Here is a 19,089-nt window from a genome sequence, read left to right as displayed (position 1 = left end):
AGTCATGTCAGAAAACAGACGTTACCTTGGTGAACTCCTTGCTGAGTTCTTCGCAGTCGCAATCATCATTCTTTTCGGAGACGGTGTTGCGGCCATGTACTCGCTCTATGATCCCAGTCCGTACAAAACGGCCTACTGGGGCGTGTGTATCGTCTGGGGTCTGGGCGTGACGGTGGCGATTTACGCCACCGGCGCGATTAGCGGAACGCATGCAAACCCGGCTGTTACGCTGTCTCTGGCCATGTTCCGCGGCTTTTCGTGGAAGAAAGTGCTTCCCTACATTAGCGCTCAAGTTCTGGGCGGTTTTGCCGGTGCGGCAGTGATTTACTCGCTTTATGTGCCGGTCATCGACCATTTCAATCTGGCGCATAATCTGACGCGTGCCGTCGATGGCGGTGCTGCAGGCGTGTTCTTCACCCATCCCGGCGATTTCGTCACGGTGTCGCATGCGTTCTGGGACGAGCTGGTTCTGACGGCTGTGCTGGTTTTCGGGATTTTCGCGATTACCTGCCAGTACAATACGCAGGCTCCTCAGGCGAATTCCAGCGCGCTGATCATTGGTCTGCTCGTCGCGATCATCGGTGCATCCTGCGGTTATCTGGACGCATGGGCGATCAATCCGGCCCGTGACTTTGGTCCACGTCTGTTCTGCTTCTTTGCTGGCTGGGGACAGAGCGCACTGCCAGCACCGGGCAATTACTTCTGGGTGCCCATCGTTGCTCCTCTGATCGGTGGTCCGATCGGTGCCGCCATTTACCAGTTCGGCCTGCGCCCGTTCATGCCACGCTACCTGGAGCAGACCGTCATCGTGGCGCCCGAGGGGATCAATCCCGCCGAGCCGGTTCTGGTCGTGTCCAATCCTGGCGATCCTGCTTTCCCGGTCGTCAACCGAGTGTCCTGACATCAGTCTGAATTTTTGAACCTTTATTGGAGAGCCTATCATGAACAAGAAAGACTGCATCCTCGCCATTGATCAGGGCACGACCTCGACCCGTAGCATCATTTTCGGAAAGGATGCGCAGGCTCTGGCCATCTCCCGCCGTGAGTTTCCGCAGCATTACCCTGAGCCCGGCTGGGTGGAGCATGACGTCGAGGACATCTGGCGTGACGTGCTCGCCACAGCGCGGGAGACCATCGACGAAGTGGGCGGGCCTGAGCGGATTGCGGCTCTGGGCATTACCAACCAGCGCGAAACTGTCGTCATCTGGGATCGCGAAACGGGCCGCCCCATCCATCGTGCGCTCGTCTGGCAGGATCGCCGGACGGCCCATGAATGCAGCGCTCTGCGCCAGCAAGGCAAGGAAGCCATCGTTCGCGACAAGACCGGGCTTCTGCTGGACCCCTATTTCTCGGCCAGCAAGATTGCGTGGTTGCTCGATCATGTTCCCGATGCGCGCCGCCGTGCGGAAGCTGGTGAACTTGCAGCAGGCACGATCGACTGCTTCCTGCTGTGGCGCCTGACAGGCGGACGCAAACACGCGACCGATATCACCAATGCCTGCCGCACGTCTCTGTTCAATATCCACACGCAACAGTGGGATGATGAACTTCTTGAGCTTTTCAACGTGCCGCGCGCCCTTCTGCCGGAAGTCTGCGACAACAGCAGCGATTTCGGTGAGACGGAAGCCAAGCTGTTCGGGGAAAAGATTGCCATTGGCGGTATGGCAGGCGACCAGCACGCTGCCGTTATCGGACAGGCCTGTTTCCATGAAGGCATGGCCAAGGCGACTTACGGTACGGGCTGCTTTATGCTGCTCAACACCGGGGAAAAGCCGATCATGTCCAATAACCGCCTGCTGACCACGATCGCCTATCGCATCGGCGGCAAGACCTTTTACGCGCTGGAAGGTTCTATTTTCGTGGCTGGGGCGGGCATCAAGTGGTTGCGTGATGGCCTGCAACTGATAACGCACGCCTCCCAGACCGACGACATGGCAACCCGTATCCCGGACAGCCACGGCGTCTATATGGTTCCGGCCTTCGTAGGCCTCGGCGCTCCGCACTGGGACCCCGACGCGCGTGGCCTGATTTGCGGCCTGACGCTCGGCTCCACGCAGGCGCATATTGCACGTGCCATGCTGGAATCCGTGGCCTACCAGACCTATGACCTGATCCGCGCCATGCGCGAAGACGGTGCCATGCGCACAAGCATTCTGCGTATCGATGGTGGCATGGCGGTCAATGACTGGTTCGCCCAGTTCCTGTCCTCCATGCTCAAGGCTGAGGTCGAACGTCCGGTCAATATCGAGACTACGGCTCTTGGCGCAGCCTTCCTCGCTGGATTGCAGGTTGGACTGTGGAAAAGTCTGGATGAAGTCGCGGCGACCTGGAAACAGGAGCGCGTTTTCGCACCGAAGATGGACCCGGCACAGCGTCGTATCATGATCGATGGCTGGCACGACGCGGTCCGCCGCACGCTCACGCCTCCGGCCGAGCCGACTGCCGCCGCGGTTTCCAGTCAGGCCGCTTGAGCGTTCAATAATTTTTGGGAAACCGGCGCCTGCAAAGGCGCCGGTTTTTTATTGAATGTCGGACAGAACCTCGTGCGGCTCTTCTTTGTGGAGTTGAGGCTTTGATCTTGCGGGACTTGGCAGTATCCTTCCCGACACTCCAACAGGATGGAAAGCCACGACTGGCGTGTTCTTTTTCTATTTTCTGCTGGAAAACAGGAAGCATGTCCGCAATGACCGTCCCGCAGCAATCCAGTTCCGTTTTCAACCAGCTGCGTCAAATTAATGGGGACCGCGGATTTCTCGCAAATCTGGGTGGCTTTTTCTGCGTCAGTTGCATGATGGGGCTCGGCAATCTCTTCAGCCAGTCGCTGTTTCACGAAAACATGGCTTGGCTACTTGGTCCGCTCATGGTGATGATTGGCCTTTATTTTTTCGTGCCGTATTTCGTCCTGCTGTTGATGAAGCGTCGTTCCAGCGAAGGGTGAATCTGCGTTTTTCATAAAAAGGGGGGAGCCGAATCAGATACGGCTCCCCCCTTTTTTGATGAACATGTGTGACTGACGAAGGATCAGTGCGGCGTGTGGTCCTTGCGAACCTTGGCGACCTGATCTGCGGTGACGGTGTAGGTGCCGCTGCCGAAAGTCTTGCTGACATAGTTCACGAGGCTTGCGACCTCCGCATCATCCAGACGCTGTACATCCGAGGTGCTGCCGAAAGCTGGCATGCTCGCGTGACCGTCCGCCGTTTTGCGGTTCACACCCGTCAGGATCGTCATGATCAGATTGTCCGGGCGTCCTGCACCGACCACGGAGTTTTTATAGAGCGACGGCGCATACTGATCGACGGTTCCCGCACCGTTCTGCCCATGACAGGCGGCACAGTTGGCGTCGAACAGGTTCTCCGGGGCTTTCTGGGACAGGTTGTCGATGCGGGTCAGCTCGCCCGAGCGTAGATCGGGGATATCGTTCGCTTTGCCGAAACCGTCACGCGGCTGATGGTCGGAAGCATCGTCGATCGGTTTGACCTGAAGGACAAACGCCGCGATAGCGTGCAGATCTTCGTCTGTCAGATGGCTTGTGCTGTGTTCGACAGCTTCGCCCATCGGTCCAGCCGCCTGACTCCTGCCTTTAACCCGACCGGTACGCAGATACTGGACGAGATCGTCTTCGTTCCAGTCTCCAATTCCGCCCGTTTTGCTCGGTGTAATGTTCGGCGCGTACCAGCCAGATAGCGGGCTACCCGCCAGATACTGGTCGGATTTCTCCATCAGCATGACATTGCGTGGTGTGTGGCATGTTCCGCAATGTTCGAGCGCTGTGGCCAGATATCGACCGCGACGCATTTTGTCGTAAGTCGCAGAATCGCCCGTTTCCTGCGTCTCGGTTCCTGCCAGCATGTTCCAGCCTGAGAGCGTCAGGCGAATATTGCTTGGGAAACTGAGCTGGGTTGCGGGGGGCGTCTGCGCGACAGGTTTGACCCCGTTCATGAACCATACATAGAGCGCATGAACGTCCTGATCCGTCATGGCCGCGTAAGAGACATACGGCATTACGGGATATAGGTTCTCGCCATCGCGACGTTTGCCACGACGCAGGGCCTGTTCGAAGTCATGCTCGGAGTATTTTCCGATGCCATGATCGGCATCGGGCGTGATGTTCGTGGAAATGATGTCGCCCATGGGTGTGGCGATCTTCAGACCGCCCGCGAATGGTGTGCCGCCCGGCTTGGTGTGACAGGCGATGCAGTCCGCAGCCGTGGCGAGATAGGCGCCACGGTTCATGACGTCCTGATCCACGTCCGCCGCCCGCGCAGCGAAAGAAGACAGTCCGCCCAGAACCGTTCCACCAACAAGAAAAGACCAGAAAACGGTTTTGAAATCAGGCATGGAGCAGTTCTTTTTTCAGCGTATCGGCAACACGAAGCGCAAGGGCTGCGACGGTAAGGGTGATGTTTCCGGTCCCGACCGTGGAGAACACGGACGAGCTTGCGATGAACAGGTTTTCGTGGTCATGCGTCCGGCAGTGCCCGTCCACGACGGAATCCTTGGGGTCCACACCCATGATGGTGCTGCCGGAGGGATGATCCTGCGGGAAATAGCCCGGCGTCCACTGCTCGTCCGTGCCATGCATCAGGCCGATGAGGTTCTTGAACAGTCCGCGCGTATGCTCGCAACTGCGGACGGTGTATTCCGGCAGCTTGTAATAGACATCCGGGTGCGGAATGCCGAGCGCATCCTTGTGCGTCGTGCTCAGCGTCAGGCGGTTGTCCGGATCGGGCAGAGCTTCATTATGGCTGAACAGACGGACGGTATGGGAGGCCAGATAACGGATCTGCTCTTCGAGATCCTTGCCGACATAACCCTTTGAAATCGCAAGCTGCGTTGCAAAATCGACCTGATTGTCGTCAACCATGTGCACGAGATATGCGCCGCGATCGCCACGCCAGTCGCCATCGCGGAAATTGTCGATCACGTTGGTTTCAAGTGGCCCTCGTCCCGGCCACAGAGCCTTATCGCCGCTGATGAACGTCACCTGTACGCCCGTATGATCCATCATGTTCCGACCGACATGGCCCGAACTGTTGGCAATACCATTGGGGCTCTGTTCGTCTGCCGAAACCAGAAGGAGCTTGGCCGTCTCGATGCAGTGCGCCGCAATAACGAAATACTTGCCTGTGACGCGGTGCGATCCCTTGTCCGGATCGTAATAGTGAACGGCCGTCACCTTCTTGTTCGCGCTGTCACGCTCGATCTTGTAGACGACTGCGTTCGGGATGAACTTCGCCCCGGCCGCCTCTGCGTGATAGACGGAATATCCGCCATTATACATCGCACCGATCGGGCAGATCGGCATGCAGTTGTTGTGCCCCTCGCAGGTCGGGCGGCCGTCATAAGGCCGCGTGTTGCGGGCCTGCGGTTCATGTACGACACGGTAGGGTGTTTTTTCGTTGATGAGCTTGCGGAACTGCTGCGCTGCATAAGAAATTGGCAGCGCTTCCATCGGATAGGGCTGCTGGCGGGGAGAGCCCAGATCCTCGACCTTCGGGTCCGGCCCGCACACGCCCATCATGACTTCGGCCTGATAATAGAACGGTTCGAGATCGTCGTATTTCAGTGCCCAGTCGCGGCCCTGACCATAGCGGCTTTTGAGTTCGAAATCTGACGGCAGATAACGCCATGCACATCCGGCCCAGTGCCAGGTCGTCCCACCCATCATCCGTAGATAGACCTGCTGATAGGCTTCCGCGTTGGGGCCGCTCGTATGCAGATACTGGTTCGGCGTCATCTGGTTGGGCGGATGCACGGCCCAGGGCGTGGAGGGGAAGGGACCCTGATAGGACGGCTTGTTTTCCAGATTGCGGAAATTATCCACGAAATGCTGCCGGTCCACACGCGGTCCGGCTTCCAGCACGATGACGGAAATGCCCGCACGCGCCAGTTCGTTCGCAATGGAACTGCCAGCCACGCCGGACCCGACGATCACAACATCGGCGGAGAGATTCTGATCAGAAGACATAGGAGATGCTTTTCCCGCTCTCAGGTAGGTTCCACGTCGAACTTGGACGGCGACAGCGCAGGAGCGCCGGTCGGCTTGTCGACATCAGGCGGTTGAGTCGTCCAGTAGAACGGGCCGCCTGCGGCATAGGTCTTGGGATAGATCGCGTCCTTGGTGACGTCGAACATGAGGGCGGAGCGATAGACCACAACCTTGCCGTCCGCGACACCGCGATACCAGCCGGTCATGATATCATGAATGACATCCTTGAACGCCGGATCAGCCTGTTCGGCGGCCTTGGCGAACGCGGAGGCGTTTTCGTAATTTCCGCTTTCCAGCAGCGTCGCCAGCTTAGAAAGCTGCGCTTTGCGCTCTGGCCCAGACTGAAGAATGCGCTCGTACAGAGCCTTTCCGATCCGGGGATCGAGAGAGGCGCGATCGGTCAGACGCGTTGACACCTTCATGAAGCGTTCAAGTTCTGGATCGGCGCCAGTCGCAGGGTCTGCGGCCGCGACATTTCCAACCGCCAGAACGCCTACGCCCGCCATGCCCGTCATCAGCGTATCGCGACGCGACATTCGCGTCAGCCGGTTCAGACGCATGGCATTGGGGGAGGACGTATGGAGGTCAACAAGAGGGCAGTGACGATCTTTCGTCATGTAAAATCACTCTTCGCATACACTCGAGACGGATGACATGACCGTGATCAGTGTCACCTTACAAAGGTCCGCAACCTACAGACGTCGTGTGATCATGCAACCGCGGAGAGCTTATTATCGGTAAATAATCTCCTAAAAAACAAAGTTTTCGAACGATATTGCGAAAGGATAGAAAGCGAAAACGCTCGTTGTCTTATTGTGGTTTCCGAAGAGTGTTGAAGATTTTTACAAAGCTCTATTGTGGTGATTCTTCGTGCAGAAGAGGGGATTCGCCGGGATGCTTCTGCAGCAGTGTTTATTGTTGTTGCGAATGCTTCTTAACTAATTTTTAGAAGCAGAATTTTGCAATCTTATCGGGGCCTGAACAAGAAAACGGGCGCAAGAATATTCCTGCGCCCGATCATCATCGCTTTCAGATCAATAAAGGATCAGGCGCCTACCCCCATAAAAACAAGCGCCGTCGTAACCAGTCCAACCAGAACGGCCAGAATGATGCTGCATTTCAGCGTGAAATGAAGCAGTTCGCCTTCGCGTCCCACCAGCCCGACGGCTGCCGAGGCTACAGCAATGGATTGTGGGGAAATCATTTTTCCCACAGCACCGCCTACCGTATTTGCGGCTACCAGAAGCTCTCCACTGACCCCGATCTGCCGTCCGGTTGCCGCCTGAAGACCGCCGAACAGCGCATTGGAAGACGTGTCGGACCCCGTAAGAAACACTCCGAGCCAACCGAGAAGCGGTGCAAAGAACGTGAAGGCACCCTTGGTCATGGCAAGAACCAGCGCCAGCGTGGTGGAAAGGCCGGAGTAGTTTGCGAGAAATGCAAAGGCCAGCACCATACCGATGGCATAGATTGGAATGCGCAGTTCACGCAGGGTGTCGCGGAATGTCGCCAAGGCGTCTGTAGGGCGCATCCTGAGGAACATAACGGTCACAACACCGGCCAGCAGAATGGCTGTTCCGACCGAAGAAATAAAATCTAGCTTGAAAATTGCGGCATACGGGGTCGGGCTGGGGACAATCGGGGCCGTTTTCAGGACCAGATTGTGCAGTCCTGGAAACTGGATGACGAGTACCGTCCAGTTTAGCGGGCCACCAGCGGCAAACAAGGCCTTGAAGGGCTTGATACTCCAGATTGCAACGAAGGCCGTCAGGATGATGAACGGAGACCAGGCCCGCATAATCTGCGATGACGTATAGGAGGTGTTGTCAATCACGGCATCGGCGGGTGTATCGCCAGTGTCGAAACGGAAAACCAGGCTTGGCTTCCAGAAGCGCAGAAAGACCGGGATGGCAACCATCGTCACCAGTGGCGCAATAATATCAGGAAGTTCCGGACCGATCAGCAGGGCTGTCAGAGACTGCGTGACGGTGAAGGTTACTCCGGCAACCAGAATAACGGGCCACGTTTCACGGATGCCCCGCACTCCGTCCACAACAGCGACCAGCCAGAATGGAATGATGATGCCGATCGCTAGCAACTGCATCACGACCAGTCGACCCACGGCATAAGGCTCGGCCCCGATGACCTGCGCGCCGACGATCACGGGAATGCCCATGGCACCAAATGCGCCAGGTGCCGCATTGGCGATCAGACACAGCCCGGCGGCGTAGATCGGCGGAAAACCAAGCCCGACGAGCAGTGCTGTCGTAATAGCTACAGGCGCGCCAAAACCGGCAGCTCCTTCCAGAAAGGCCCCAAAAGCAAAGGCGACCAGCAGAAGCTGAATGCGCTGGTCTTTTGAAACCGTGGAAATGGAATGGCGGATAATGTCGAACTGACCTGTCCGGACGGAAATCTTGTACAGAAAGACTGCCCCGATAATGATCCAGGAAATCGGCCATAATCCGTAAGCAAAGCCATACATACAGGCTGCTACAGCTGTGAGGAAAGGCATGCCGTAAAACAGGACAGCCAGTGCAAAAGTAATTCCCACAGTAATGGTACAGGCAATATGGCCCTTCATATGCAGGTAAAGAAGGGCGAAAAAGAAAAACAGGATTGGAATAAGGGCGACTGCTCCAGAAATCCAGATGTTGCCTATTGGATCGTAAACCTGTGCCCAGGATGACATTCTGGAGCCTCCAAAATAGAAATTAAGTGATATTAAGAAAAATTTGTATTTCTCTTGCATTCACAAATGGATCGTATTTTTTGGGAATAATAATAGCAATGAGGGTATTTCGAAAATTGTGGTAAATTTTATGACATACTGTTTTTAATAGTTGGATAAATGAGAATACATCCTTTGATAAATTCGAATAAACCATGATGTTTATCGTTAAAGTTTGTAGTTTAAGATTGAAGAATTTGTGAATTATTTCATCTCGATCATTATAAATTATGAAGTAAAATCGGATGATATGAAATAAAAATTATGGTCTAATGTGGAATGTTGAGCGTTATAATTTATCATGGAAGAGAAGTTAGTTTATAAAACTAAAAAATTAAATGAAATCAGGAAATTTCAAAGATTTTTATTGTAGAATTTCTTTCCTGTGATCGCAGGTCGAACGCGAGGTATGACGTCGCGCTGGAATGCCTTGTGGTGCTCCCGAAAGGGTGAGAAACAGAGAGAACATTATTTCCAGCAATGGGCAGTCAGGTTTTCCATGCAGTTTCGTGTTCTCTGTGCGTCCCTGATCGGGGCAGGCATGCTTGCCTTTTCTTCCAGTGCATTTGCCTGGGGGCCTTATGGTCACGCTATCGTGGCGGATATCGCTCAGGAGCGCCTGACGCCCCAGACCAGCAAAGCGGCGGCAGCTCTGCTGAAACTTGAAAACCACCAGACCCTTGATCAGGTCGCCTCATGGCCCGATACGATCGGCCATGTTCCCAAGAAGAAGGGAGGCGCGCCCGAGACGCTGAAATGGCATTACGTTGATATCGACGTGTCTCATCCGGCCTATGATCAGGCCCGCGACTGTCCGGACCATGCCTGTGTTGTGGAAAAACTTCCCGAAGAAATCAGGATCCTTGCCGATACGCATGCATCGCCTCAGGAGCGTCTGGTCGCGCTAAAATGGGTCGTTCATCTGATGGGCGATATCCACCAGCCCCTCCACGCCGCTGAGCGCAACAAGGATATGGGCGGCAACGCAATTCACCTGACCTATTTCGGCAATAACGCCAATGGTCACATGAACCTGCATTCCCTGTGGGACGAAGGAGTGATCGATCATGAAGCGGACCTGCATGTCGGGCCGTTCTACAGCATCGATCCCGCCCGTGCGAAACAGGAGGCGGATCGTCTCGGTGCCCTGATTACGCCTGATGAAGCGCAATACTGGGTGCAGGATCTGGAAGGCGGCGACGTTCACGACGCGACCGTCAACTGGGCCGATGAAAGCCATTCACTGGCCCGCAGCGTGGCTTATGGTGCGCTTCCGGCAAACAAGGGTGCCGATGTAGGCAAGGCCTACACCGAGCTGACATGGCCGATCATGCAACTGCGTCTCGAACAGGCGGGTGTGCGTCTGGCAGCCGTCCTCAATTCCGCTCTGAATAACGGCTGAGGACGACGCTGCATTCGCTGGATGTCAGGGTTTCTGCATCCAGCCTCCTCCCAGAGACCTGTATAGATGGGCGACGGAGATCGAGACGTTCGCGCTTGACTCAGCCAGAGCGCTTCGGCTGGCCAGAAGGGCATTCTGCGTCGTCAGGACGTTGAGGAAGTCTCCGGCTCCCTGACCGTACTGGAGCTGCGCGATATGAACAGCGGTTTCGTCTTCCGCGACCGTCTCTGCGAGCCTGTTGCGCCGCTCCTGCGCGGCGCTCAGATCCGCCATTGAGTCATCGACCTCTTCCCATGCTTTCAGAAGCGTGCGCTGCAACCCAATCGCCGCTTCCTTCTGCTGGGCACGGCGCAGATGAAGCTGTCCGGTCAGGCGACCGCCTTCGAACAAGGGAAGCGTCATAGTCGGCCCGAACCCGTATTGACGCGATGCCCATGAACCCAGCCCGCTGAATTGCAATGCCTGAATATCCAGACTGCCAGACAGCGTTACGCGCGGGAAAAAATCCGCGACTGCCACGCCGATACTCGCCGTCGCGGCATGGAGGTGGTCTTCTGCCGCTCGCACATCGGGGCGGCGTTCGGCCAGTTCGGAGGGCAGACCGACCGGAATGTCAGCAGGGACGGAGGGGAGGGCTTGAACAGACCCGAGCGTGTCTTTCAACGCGCCCGGTTGTCGCGCCGTCAAGAAACTCAGGGCATTCACGAGGTGCACTTCCTGACTTTTCAGCACAGGAAGGCGCGCCTCAAAACCATGCATCTGACCGCGGGAATAAGCGATATCGAGCTTCGTTGCCGTGCCCTGTGCAAAGCGGAGTTCCGTCAGTTTCACGCTGTGTGCTGCAATTGCGATGCTCTGCTGCGTGATGCCGATCTGCGTCTGGATATTTCGCAGGCTCAGATAATCCTGCGCGGTTTCCGCCATGAGGGAGACCAGCACATCGCGGTGCAGTTCGTCCGTTTCCTGCATGGCCGCGGTAGCTGCCTCGACCTGACGACGCACATGCCCCCAGAAATCGACCTCCCATGATGCACTCAGCCCGTATTGTGGCAGATTGAAAGACGGGTTGCCCTTCGCGCCATCCATTGCAGCCGGTCCAAAGCCCTGTTGGCCGCTGGCAATCTCGCCGGGCCCGGCTTGTTGCATGGTTCCCAGAAGGCCGAGAATACCGTTCGTGCTGGCGCGTTCACGGGCATAGGAGGCAGCGCCTTCCATATGCGGCATCTGGGCCGCGCTGGCGATCCGCCGTTCCGCCTGACTTTCGGTGAAATGTAGGGCGGCTTCACGCAGATCGAGATTGTTGCGCGCCACATCTTCTTCCAGCGCCGTCAGCGTGGGGTCGCGATAGATCCGCCACCATTGTGCATCGACAATGGATGTCTCCTGCGGATGACTGGCTTCGGGAGAAAGGCTCTGATGCCAGTGCGCAGGGGCCTGCGGGTCGGGGCGGTGATAGTCCGGCCCCACCGTACAGGCAGACAGCATGGTGAGTGCCAGAAGAAGGCAGCGTGAGGGGGGAAACATGGAAGATCTCATTTCCAGAGATACCGAGCATCATGGGAATGGGTGCCTTCTGGCGTGGAAGACGTGTCGATACGCGCTTCGACCGACATGCCGACACGAACCTTTTCCGCCAGAGGCTGGCCGGGATCAAAAGTCAGCTTGACGGGGACGCGCTGGACCACTTTCGTGAAGTTTCCGGTCGCATTGTCGGGCTGGATGGCTGCGAATGCGACACCTGTGGCCGGGGCCAGACTGTCCACATGGGCCTTGAGCGGATGACCGGGAAACGTATCGATCCATACCGTCGCACTCTGGCCGGTCTGGACTTTCGTCAGCTGTGTTTCCTGAAAATTCGCCAGCACATAGGCCTTGCGGACCGGCACGACCGCCAGAAGCCCCGTGCCCGGATGGACATAGGCACCGACACGCACGCCTCGCTCTCCCACCACGCCGTCCACCGGCGCGGGAATAGTGCAGTAAGAGAGGTTCAGTTCGGCCTGATGCTCGGCACTTTTTGCCTTCAGAAGCGCACCCTGAGCCTTTTCAAGTTGAGCCTTCAGCACCGCGATCTGCTGTTCAGCCGTACTGGTTCCGGCCTTGTCGCGGGCAAGGGCGGCGAGGGCTTCAAGCTGTCGGGCTTCCGCACCCTGCTGCTGCTCGATCGTGCTCGCGCCCCCTGCGGACAGATTGCGGTAACGGGCTGCATTTTGCCGCGCAAAGACAAGCGCGGCCTCGTCGGACTGCACGGTATATTTCGCCGCATCGACGATGGAGCCCTGACGGTCCAGCAGGGCCTGAAGATTGTTCACATCGCCCTGAGCCGCAGCCGTATCGCCACGCGCGGCATCCAGAGCCGCACGGTAATCGTCATCCTCGATATGGGCGAGTTCTTCCCCGGCATGGACGTATTCGTTGTCTTCCGCCAGCACCCGGTCGATACGTCCGGAGACTTTGGGAGCCACGGTCGTGAAATCGGCTGTGACATAGGCGTCGTTGGTTTCCTGACGGATGCCGTCGCCCACGAAGAAACGATCTGCCGTCCAGGCAAGGCCGGTCAGCAGGACGACCGCACATCCGGCCAGAAGAAGGGGTTTTCCGTAAATCATATGAGGCAGGTCCGTCAGTGCGCGGTGGCGGGAAGGGAGGAAGGATCGGGTTCGCGGGCGGCGGCAGGCATGGCCGGAGCAGGCCCCTTGCCGGGTGGATAAACCCGTTTCGGCAGCACGGCAGTCAGCGCGACATAGGCAATGCAGAGGCACATCACGACGAAATAGATGTCCACCAGCGCCAGCGTGATCGACTGCTCGTGCAGATAGGTGTGGAAGATCTGGAGCGTATTGCGCGTCACATGATCGCCGTCGGGCGAGCTGTTGCTGATGGCTCCCTGGATCGGATCGCCCATACCGGACAGCGCTGTGGCGTTATTGCCTGTCCGGTCCAATAGCATTGTGGAGTGATACTGTTCCCGACGGCGGAGCAGGATTTCGAAAATGGCCGCTGCAAACGCGTTGGCCATTCCCTTGAGCATATTGACCATGCCCGAGATGAACGGCCCGTCCGCCGGGCCGAGAGACATGGTCGCCAGCATCAGCACCGGGATCACGACCATTGGCTGACCAAGGATCTGAAGCGCCTGCAGGAGATAGAAATTATCCCGCACCCAATCCGGCGTCAGCCAGGTCCCGAGGAAGGCCGCGAGCGCCAGACAGGACATCCCGAACGCCAGAACATACCGGCAGTCCACCCGTGCGGAGTTGCAGAGCGCAGCCGTCAGCGGCAGCATGATGAGCTGGGGCAGGGCAACCGTCAGCGCAACCGGAGCTGCTTGGATGGGTCGGTATCCCCGCACGGCTTCCAGATATGTCATCGGGACTTCCATCATCAGCCCGCAGATGATGAGCACGCCCACGAGTGTCAGCAGAGACATCGTGATGTTGCGGTTTTTCCAGTACTGAAGCCGGAAAAACGGGCTGTGATGGTGCCATTCATGGAACAGGAATCCCACGAACAACGCACCACCCCAAAATGTCAGATGGGAGATGATCGGCGAGCGGAACCAGTCCAGCCGGTCTCCTTGGTACAGCACCGTCACCACACACAGGATGGACGGAACTCCAATAAAGAAGCCACGCCAGTTGAAATTCCGGAACCGTTCGAGATGCACCGGATCGCGCGGCAGTCCGTAGGCCATCATGGCGATGGCGACGACGCTGAAGGGAATGACTTCCCAGTAAAGCCAGCGCCAGCCGACATGCTCGAACCACATCGCTTCCAGAGGACCTCCCAGATTGGGACCGAAGGTGGCGCTCATGGCATAGCCGCCAATGCCGAACACCTTGATGGGGGGAGGCAGGTATTTGAGCATGACCGTCATCAGGACGGGCGGCAGACAGCCCGCGCTCAGGCCCTGTGCGGCGCGAAGGAAACACAGCGAAATCATGTCTGGCATGAAGGGCAGGGGGATGGACAGAAGCGCTAATACGGCGGTCATGAAGATCGAGAAGCGATAGATCGAGAACGTCATGTAGAACCAGGGCGTGAACGCCATGGCCGCAATGTTGAAGGCCTCGTAGATCGAGGTGAACCACGTGCCCTCATCGTGCCCGATATGCATTGCGCCGCGGATATCGGCGAGGCCGATTTCGGTAATGTGTTCGTTGAATCCGGCGACATGCACGGCCAGCAGCATCCCGAGACAGCCGACGATCGTCCGCATGCCGAAAGGCGGAATGTAAGACGGCTGCGCGGGCGGCGCACCCGCCGAAGGCGAGGCTGCTGGTTGCATTGTGGGGTCTCTTTCGTTGTCCCACAGCCACTATCCAGAGCGGAGTGGTCCGAAAACCCACGTTTGCAGCAAGTGACGTTTCCACTTTCCGCAAGGATTATAAAAAACCCTTCCATTTCAGCGTAAAAGCACTGAAATATACTGGAAAACCGCAGGAAACGGAGAGAGCGATGGCCAAACGAACTGACAGTCACAGACGCTACGATCTCGACCTGCTGCGTTATCTTCAGGTTCTTGTGGAAGAAGAAAGCGTCTCACAGGCAGCGCGTCGGCTGAAGGTGAGCGATGCCGCCATGAGCCGCCATCTTGCAACGCTGCGCACCGTGTTCGGAGATCCTATTCTGGTTCTGTCCGGGCGCCGAATGATGGCCACAGCCTTCGCCAGCCGCATTCGTGACCGGGTCCAGAACATCGTGCGGGAGGCCGATGCGCTAGTGAATGACAGCGAAACGCTCAATCTGCGCCATCTTTCGCCCCGCTTCACGATCCGCGCCAATGACCTTGTCGTCAGTGCGTTTGGGCATGTCATCCTGATGGCCCTCAAGCGAGAGTGCCCAAATTGCAGCGTTGTGTTCGCTCCCGAAACAGAGGAACCGGCCAGTGACGCCCTACGCAACAGCAGGATCGACCTTTATGTCGGTGCTACGGACGATCTGCGGCCCGAAATTATGCGTCAAACCCTGTTTCTGACGTCATTCCGCGCCATGGTGCGCCAAGGACACCCCATTTTCGCACGCGGGATCACGCCGCAGACGCTTGTCGAATATGATCATATCAGCGTCTCCCGCAAAGGGCGGCTCCATGGCCCGATCGACACTGTTTTGCGGGAGCATTACGGCCTAACCCGACTCATTGCCATGGTTGTGCCGACTTACCATTCCATGATTGAAACCATGCGAGAGACGGACATGATCCTTCCGCTGCCTGATATCGTGATTGACCGTCTTCCCTTGTCGCAAATCCAGCTCGAAGCGTTCGATTTTCCGTTCGACCTTCCTCCCGTTACGTCCTTTCAGGCCTGGCATCCCCGAGTGGATTCAGATGGCGTTCATCGCTGGTTGCGCGACACTGTGTTTCAGGTCATCCGCCACGAGCTCGTCCGTTTCAGAAATGGCCCATTGCGTCCGCTTGAATACTGATCAGAGAATTTTCTTCACAAATTTTTATAAGATATTGTCGGTTTGAGTTTTACCTGAAGACGTGGAACCACGAAGTCCAGAAAAGCCCGGATGCGTTGCGGGATCTGTTTTCCGCCCTGATAAAGCGCGTGGATGGCTTCTTCGTCCCGCGTACCACGATCTGTCAGAACCTCCACCAGTCTCCCCGTCTTCAGATCGTCGCGCACATGATATTCCGCCAGCCGTGCCAGCCCAGCGCCCCGGAGCGCCGCGCGTCGGACAGTCTCACCATTATTGGCGAGCAGTGGCCCTCGAATAATCCGATCCACGACCCGTCCGCGCTCCTGCAATGGCCAGACCGGAGCCGCGCGCTGGAAATTGAAACCCAGACATCGATGACGCTCCAGATCGTCCACGCTCTCAGGCCGTCCAAAGCGTTCCAGATACTCCGGCGCACCGACGATAAGCCGCGGTACGGTTCCCAGATGTCGGGCCATCAGGCTGGAATCCTGAAGTTTTCCCACTCGAAACGCAACATCCGTTCGGTCCAGATACAGGTCTGCCATCTCGTCGGAGAGTGACAGATCCACCACGATATCTGGATATGTCGCCCAGAATTCCGGCAGCAACGGCTCCAGTACCAAAGCCCCGAACGCTACGGACGCGCTGATCCGTATGATCCCTGTCAACTGGACGGTTTTTCTGGATAAACACCCTTCCATATCTTCAAGCTCGGCAATCAAAGCCTGAGCCCGTTCGTAATAGGCAAGACCTTCGGGCGTGATGGAAAGTTTTCGGGTCGAGCGATCCACGAGCTTAACGCCAAGGCGGTTCTCCACGCGCCCGATCAGCTTGCTGATTGTGGATGGCGTCATCATGGAGCGGCGGCCCGCTTCGGAAAAACTGCCGCTTTCCACAATCAGGAGGAAGATTTTCATCTCGCCGAAACGGTTGTCCATTTTCTGCCCGATCTGTGAAACTGCTTCATAGATTTTGTGGAGATCGCGACGGTTATCAAGTGGGTTTCAGGGGTTCATGATGGTTTTATAGCCCCGGTTTGGGCCAATAACGGATATGCAATCATGACAAGAATTCTTCTTCTGAATGGTGGCAAGGTCTTTGCCCATTCTCACGGTCGTCTGAACGACACACTTCAGGCGTGTGCCGCTGATATCCTGTTGAAAAACGGTCACGATATCCGTCAGACGAAGATTGATGACGGATACGATGTGGAACAGGAAGTCGGGAACTTCATGTGGGCTGATCTGATCATCTACCAGTGCCCCGGCTGGTGGATGGGCGTGCCCTGGATCGTCAAGAAATACATGGACGAAGTCATGACGGCTGGTCATGGGAAGCTGTATGCAAATGATGGCCGCAGCCGTGCACATCCCGAGCGTAAATATGGTTCTGGCGGTCTGGTACAGGGCAAGCATTACATGCTGTCAGTCACCTGGAATGCGCCGGAAGATGCTTTTACGGACCCGGATCAGTTCTTTGAGGGGCGTGGTGTGGACGGGGTTTATTTCCCGTTTCACAAGGCTCATGAATTTCTGGGGATGTCCCCACTTCCGACGTTTCTGGCGACAGACGTAATGAAAGCGCCAAATGTGGACGCGACACTTGCCGCCTATCACCAGCATCTGAAAGACGTGATCGGGACTGCATCCTGAAAAGAGGGGCGGCCTCAACCGCCCTCTGTTTTACAGGCTCAGTTGAAGCACGCGTCGGCTGATATCGAGAGTGATTTCAGCCTGTTCGCCCAGTGCCGTCATGCCGTGAGCATCGAGCTGTGCGACCAGTGGGTCAATGCCGTCTTCGCCGATGTCGTAAGCGGAGAGGCGGGTCGGAATGTCGAGGCTTTCGAAGAATTTTTCCGTCTGCACGATGGCGGCTTCGATCCGCTCGTCTTCCGTGCCCTCATGCAGGTTCCAGACGCGGGCTGCATATTGCAGGAGCTTGCCGCGTTTGGCGTCCTTGCGGACACGCAGCATGGACGGCAGGACGATGGCCAGTGTCCGGGCATGGTCGATATCGTAACGTGCCGTCAGTTCGTGGCCGATGCTGTGTGTGGACCAATCCTGCGGCATACCGACACCGATGATGCCGTTGAGCGCCAGTGTTGCGATCCACATGAAATTGGCGCGAAGCGTGTAGTTTTCAGGTTCTGCAACGACTTTCGGCCCGATTTCGATCAGGCTGAGCAGAAGCCCTTCGGCAAAGCGGTCCTGAGCCAGACCGTCCGCCGGATAGGTCAGGTACTGTTCCATGATGTGGACGAAGGAATCCACGACGCCATTCGCAATCTGCCGGACGGGCAGGGAATAGGTGCGGGTCGGGTCCAGAACTGAAAAGCGCGGGAAGACGTGCGGGCTGCCGAAGGCCAGCTTCTCGCGCGTGGCATGACGGGTGATGACGCTGAAGCTGTTCATTTCCGAACCGGTCGCAGGCAGCGTCAGAACGGTTCCCAATGGCATCGCAGCTTTGACGTTTGCGCCATGCGTTGTGAGGATGCTCCACGGATCGCCTTCAAAATCCACGGCCGCAGCTACGAACTTGGTGCCGTCAATGACGGAGCCGCCGCCTACGGCCAGCAGGAAGTCCAGTTTCTCGTTCCGGATCAGTTCGACCGCCTTCATCAGCGTCTCGAAGGTCGGATTGGCTTCGATGCCGCCGAATTCCCGTGTAAAGCGGCCATCCAGCGCCTCGCGGACGGCTGGAAGTGTGCCGTTGCGTTCTGCGCTTGCGCCGCCAAACAGGATCAGGACGCGGGCATCGGCCGGGATCTGTTCCGCCAGCTTCGGGATCGTGTTCTCACCGAAAATAATACGCGTGGGGTTGTAGAATTCAAAATTCTGCATGGTTTCTGCCTTCAGAGTGGGTGTTTCTGATTGCGCCGTCATCAATGCGATCGTTACGGCCTGAATGTACCTGACGTGATCCTAACGCTTTTCGCTGTTTCGACACAGACGGGAAAATATCACTATCAGACGTAGTGTCTTGGATTGTGCATTCTGCCATAAAGGAAACCGCATTGCGGACAGCTCGTTGTTTCCGGGCGCATGAGCATATCCTGCGAAGCGCGAATGAGGGTATTGCGATGTACATTGCCATGAATCGTTTCAAGGTTCGGCCTGACAGCGAAGAGGCCTTTCGTCAGAAATGGCTAAGCCGGGATGTCCTGCTCAGGGCCGTCCCCGGGTTTGTCAGCTTCCAGTTTCTGCGGGGGCCGGTTCTTGAGGAATATGTTCTGTACGCGTCCCATACCGTTTGGACCTCTTACGAGGCATTTATCGGCTGGACCCGCTCCGAAGAGTTTCGTGTCGCACATGTCGGAGCGGGACAAAGGGCGGTTTTGACGATTGGCCCACCTGTTTTTGAAGGGTTTCAGGTTCTGCAGAATATTGATGCCTGACATGTGCCTTCTGCTTAAGCTTGCAGGTGTTGTTTCCTAGGCTCAGGACCTATTAATTTATTGAACTGAGCGAGAGGTTGTGATTCACAGGCTTACCGATGGAGGGTAGGCCTGTGAGTGAGGTATTTTTGTTGTCTGAGCGCCAG

The 19,089-nt window shown here is 56.8% G+C and carries 16 protein-coding genes; 7 read left to right on the top strand and 9 right to left on the bottom strand.

Going from position 1 to position 19,089, the window contains the following annotated elements; genetic code table 11:
- Positions 1–4: 4 nt before the first annotated feature.
- From HKD21_RS07470 to HKD21_RS07460, 3 genes are all read left to right on the top strand, one after another.
- Complete coding sequence (locus tag HKD21_RS07470) at positions 5–901, top strand: MIP/aquaporin family protein (protein WP_194255064.1); 897 nt, start codon at positions 5–7, stop codon at positions 899–901.
- Positions 902–941: 40 nt separating this feature from the next.
- On the top strand, positions 942–2,471 hold the full coding sequence (gene glpK, locus HKD21_RS07465; protein WP_194255062.1) for a glycerol kinase GlpK: 1,530 nt from the start codon (positions 942–944) through the stop codon (positions 2,469–2,471).
- 203 nt (positions 2,472–2,674) lie between these two features.
- Complete coding sequence (locus tag HKD21_RS07460; protein WP_228121156.1) at positions 2,675–2,938, top strand: hypothetical protein; 264 nt, start codon at positions 2,675–2,677, stop codon at positions 2,936–2,938.
- Between the two features lie 83 nt (positions 2,939–3,021).
- Here HKD21_RS07460 and HKD21_RS07455 read toward each other — a convergent pair whose 3' ends face one another.
- The 4 genes from HKD21_RS07455 to HKD21_RS07440 all read right to left on the bottom strand — a co-directional run bounded on the left by HKD21_RS07455 (position 3,022) and on the right by HKD21_RS07440 (position 8,681).
- Complete coding sequence (locus HKD21_RS07455; protein ID WP_194255061.1) at positions 3,022–4,338, bottom strand: cytochrome c; 1,317 nt, start codon at positions 4,336–4,338, stop codon at positions 3,022–3,024.
- Positions 4,331–5,968, bottom strand: coding sequence for a GMC family oxidoreductase (locus tag HKD21_RS07450; RefSeq protein ID WP_194255060.1), 1,638 nt, complete (start codon positions 5,966–5,968; stop codon positions 4,331–4,333). Before HKD21_RS07450 ends, HKD21_RS07455 begins: the two co-directional genes overlap by 8 nt.
- Positions 5,969–5,988: 20 nt before the next feature.
- Positions 5,989–6,606, bottom strand: coding sequence for a sorbitol dehydrogenase family protein (locus HKD21_RS07445; RefSeq protein ID WP_194255059.1), 618 nt, complete (start codon positions 6,604–6,606; stop codon positions 5,989–5,991).
- 428 nt (positions 6,607–7,034) lie between these two features.
- Positions 7,035–8,681, bottom strand: a complete 1,647-nt coding sequence (locus tag HKD21_RS07440) for a lactate permease LctP family transporter (RefSeq protein ID WP_194255058.1) — start codon at positions 8,679–8,681, stop codon at positions 7,035–7,037.
- 538 nt (positions 8,682–9,219) lie between these two features.
- Here HKD21_RS07440 and HKD21_RS07435 point away from each other — a divergent pair.
- Entirely contained in the window at positions 9,220–10,122 is a 903-nt protein-coding gene (locus HKD21_RS07435) for a S1/P1 nuclease (RefSeq protein ID WP_194255057.1), read from the top strand.
- 24 nt (positions 10,123–10,146) lie between these two features.
- Here HKD21_RS07435 and HKD21_RS07430 read toward each other — a convergent pair whose 3' ends face one another.
- Genes HKD21_RS07430 through HKD21_RS07420 form a run of 3 tightly spaced genes read right to left on the bottom strand, consistent with a single transcriptional unit; the run spans position 10,147 to position 14,410 of the window.
- Positions 10,147–11,646: an efflux transporter outer membrane subunit gene (locus HKD21_RS07430; protein WP_228121155.1), complete on the bottom strand. Its 1,500-nt coding sequence runs from the start codon at positions 11,644–11,646 to the stop codon at positions 10,147–10,149.
- Positions 11,647–11,654: 8 nt separating this feature from the next.
- Positions 11,655–12,731, bottom strand: coding sequence for an HlyD family secretion protein (locus tag HKD21_RS07425; protein ID WP_194255055.1), 1,077 nt, complete (start codon positions 12,729–12,731; stop codon positions 11,655–11,657).
- Positions 12,732–12,745: 14 nt separating this feature from the next.
- Positions 12,746–14,410, bottom strand: coding sequence for an MFS transporter (locus HKD21_RS07420; RefSeq protein ID WP_194255054.1), 1,665 nt, complete (start codon positions 14,408–14,410; stop codon positions 12,746–12,748).
- A 170-nt stretch (positions 14,411–14,580) separates the two neighbouring features.
- On the opposite strand from HKD21_RS07420, the gene HKD21_RS07415 reads away from it, so the two are divergent.
- Positions 14,581–15,549: a LysR family transcriptional regulator gene (locus HKD21_RS07415; protein WP_194255052.1), complete on the top strand. Its 969-nt coding sequence runs from the start codon at positions 14,581–14,583 to the stop codon at positions 15,547–15,549.
- 14 nt (positions 15,550–15,563) lie between these two features.
- Here HKD21_RS07415 and HKD21_RS07410 read toward each other — a convergent pair whose 3' ends face one another.
- Complete coding sequence (locus HKD21_RS07410; protein ID WP_194255051.1) at positions 15,564–16,487, bottom strand: LysR family transcriptional regulator; 924 nt, start codon at positions 16,485–16,487, stop codon at positions 15,564–15,566.
- 123 nt (positions 16,488–16,610) lie between these two features.
- On the opposite strand from HKD21_RS07410, the gene HKD21_RS07405 reads away from it, so the two are divergent.
- On the top strand, positions 16,611–17,201 hold the full coding sequence (locus HKD21_RS07405) for an NAD(P)H-dependent oxidoreductase (protein WP_194255050.1): 591 nt from the start codon (positions 16,611–16,613) through the stop codon (positions 17,199–17,201).
- Positions 17,202–17,231: 30 nt separating this feature from the next.
- Here HKD21_RS07405 and HKD21_RS07400 read toward each other — a convergent pair whose 3' ends face one another.
- On the bottom strand, positions 17,232–18,389 hold the full coding sequence (locus HKD21_RS07400) for an iron-containing alcohol dehydrogenase (RefSeq protein WP_194255049.1): 1,158 nt from the start codon (positions 18,387–18,389) through the stop codon (positions 17,232–17,234).
- A 239-nt stretch (positions 18,390–18,628) separates the two neighbouring features.
- On the opposite strand from HKD21_RS07400, the gene HKD21_RS07395 reads away from it, so the two are divergent.
- On the top strand, positions 18,629–18,943 hold the full coding sequence (locus HKD21_RS07395; protein ID WP_194255232.1) for an antibiotic biosynthesis monooxygenase family protein: 315 nt from the start codon (positions 18,629–18,631) through the stop codon (positions 18,941–18,943).
- Positions 18,944–19,089 lie beyond the last annotated feature (146 nt).

This window comes from Gluconobacter cerevisiae (assembly GCF_015244675.1).
In the GTDB taxonomy this organism is placed as follows: domain Bacteria; phylum Pseudomonadota; class Alphaproteobacteria; order Acetobacterales; family Acetobacteraceae; genus Gluconobacter; species Gluconobacter cerevisiae.
The sequence above is the reverse complement of the archived record's forward strand: the minus strand, read 5'-3'. Positions and strand labels throughout refer to the sequence as shown.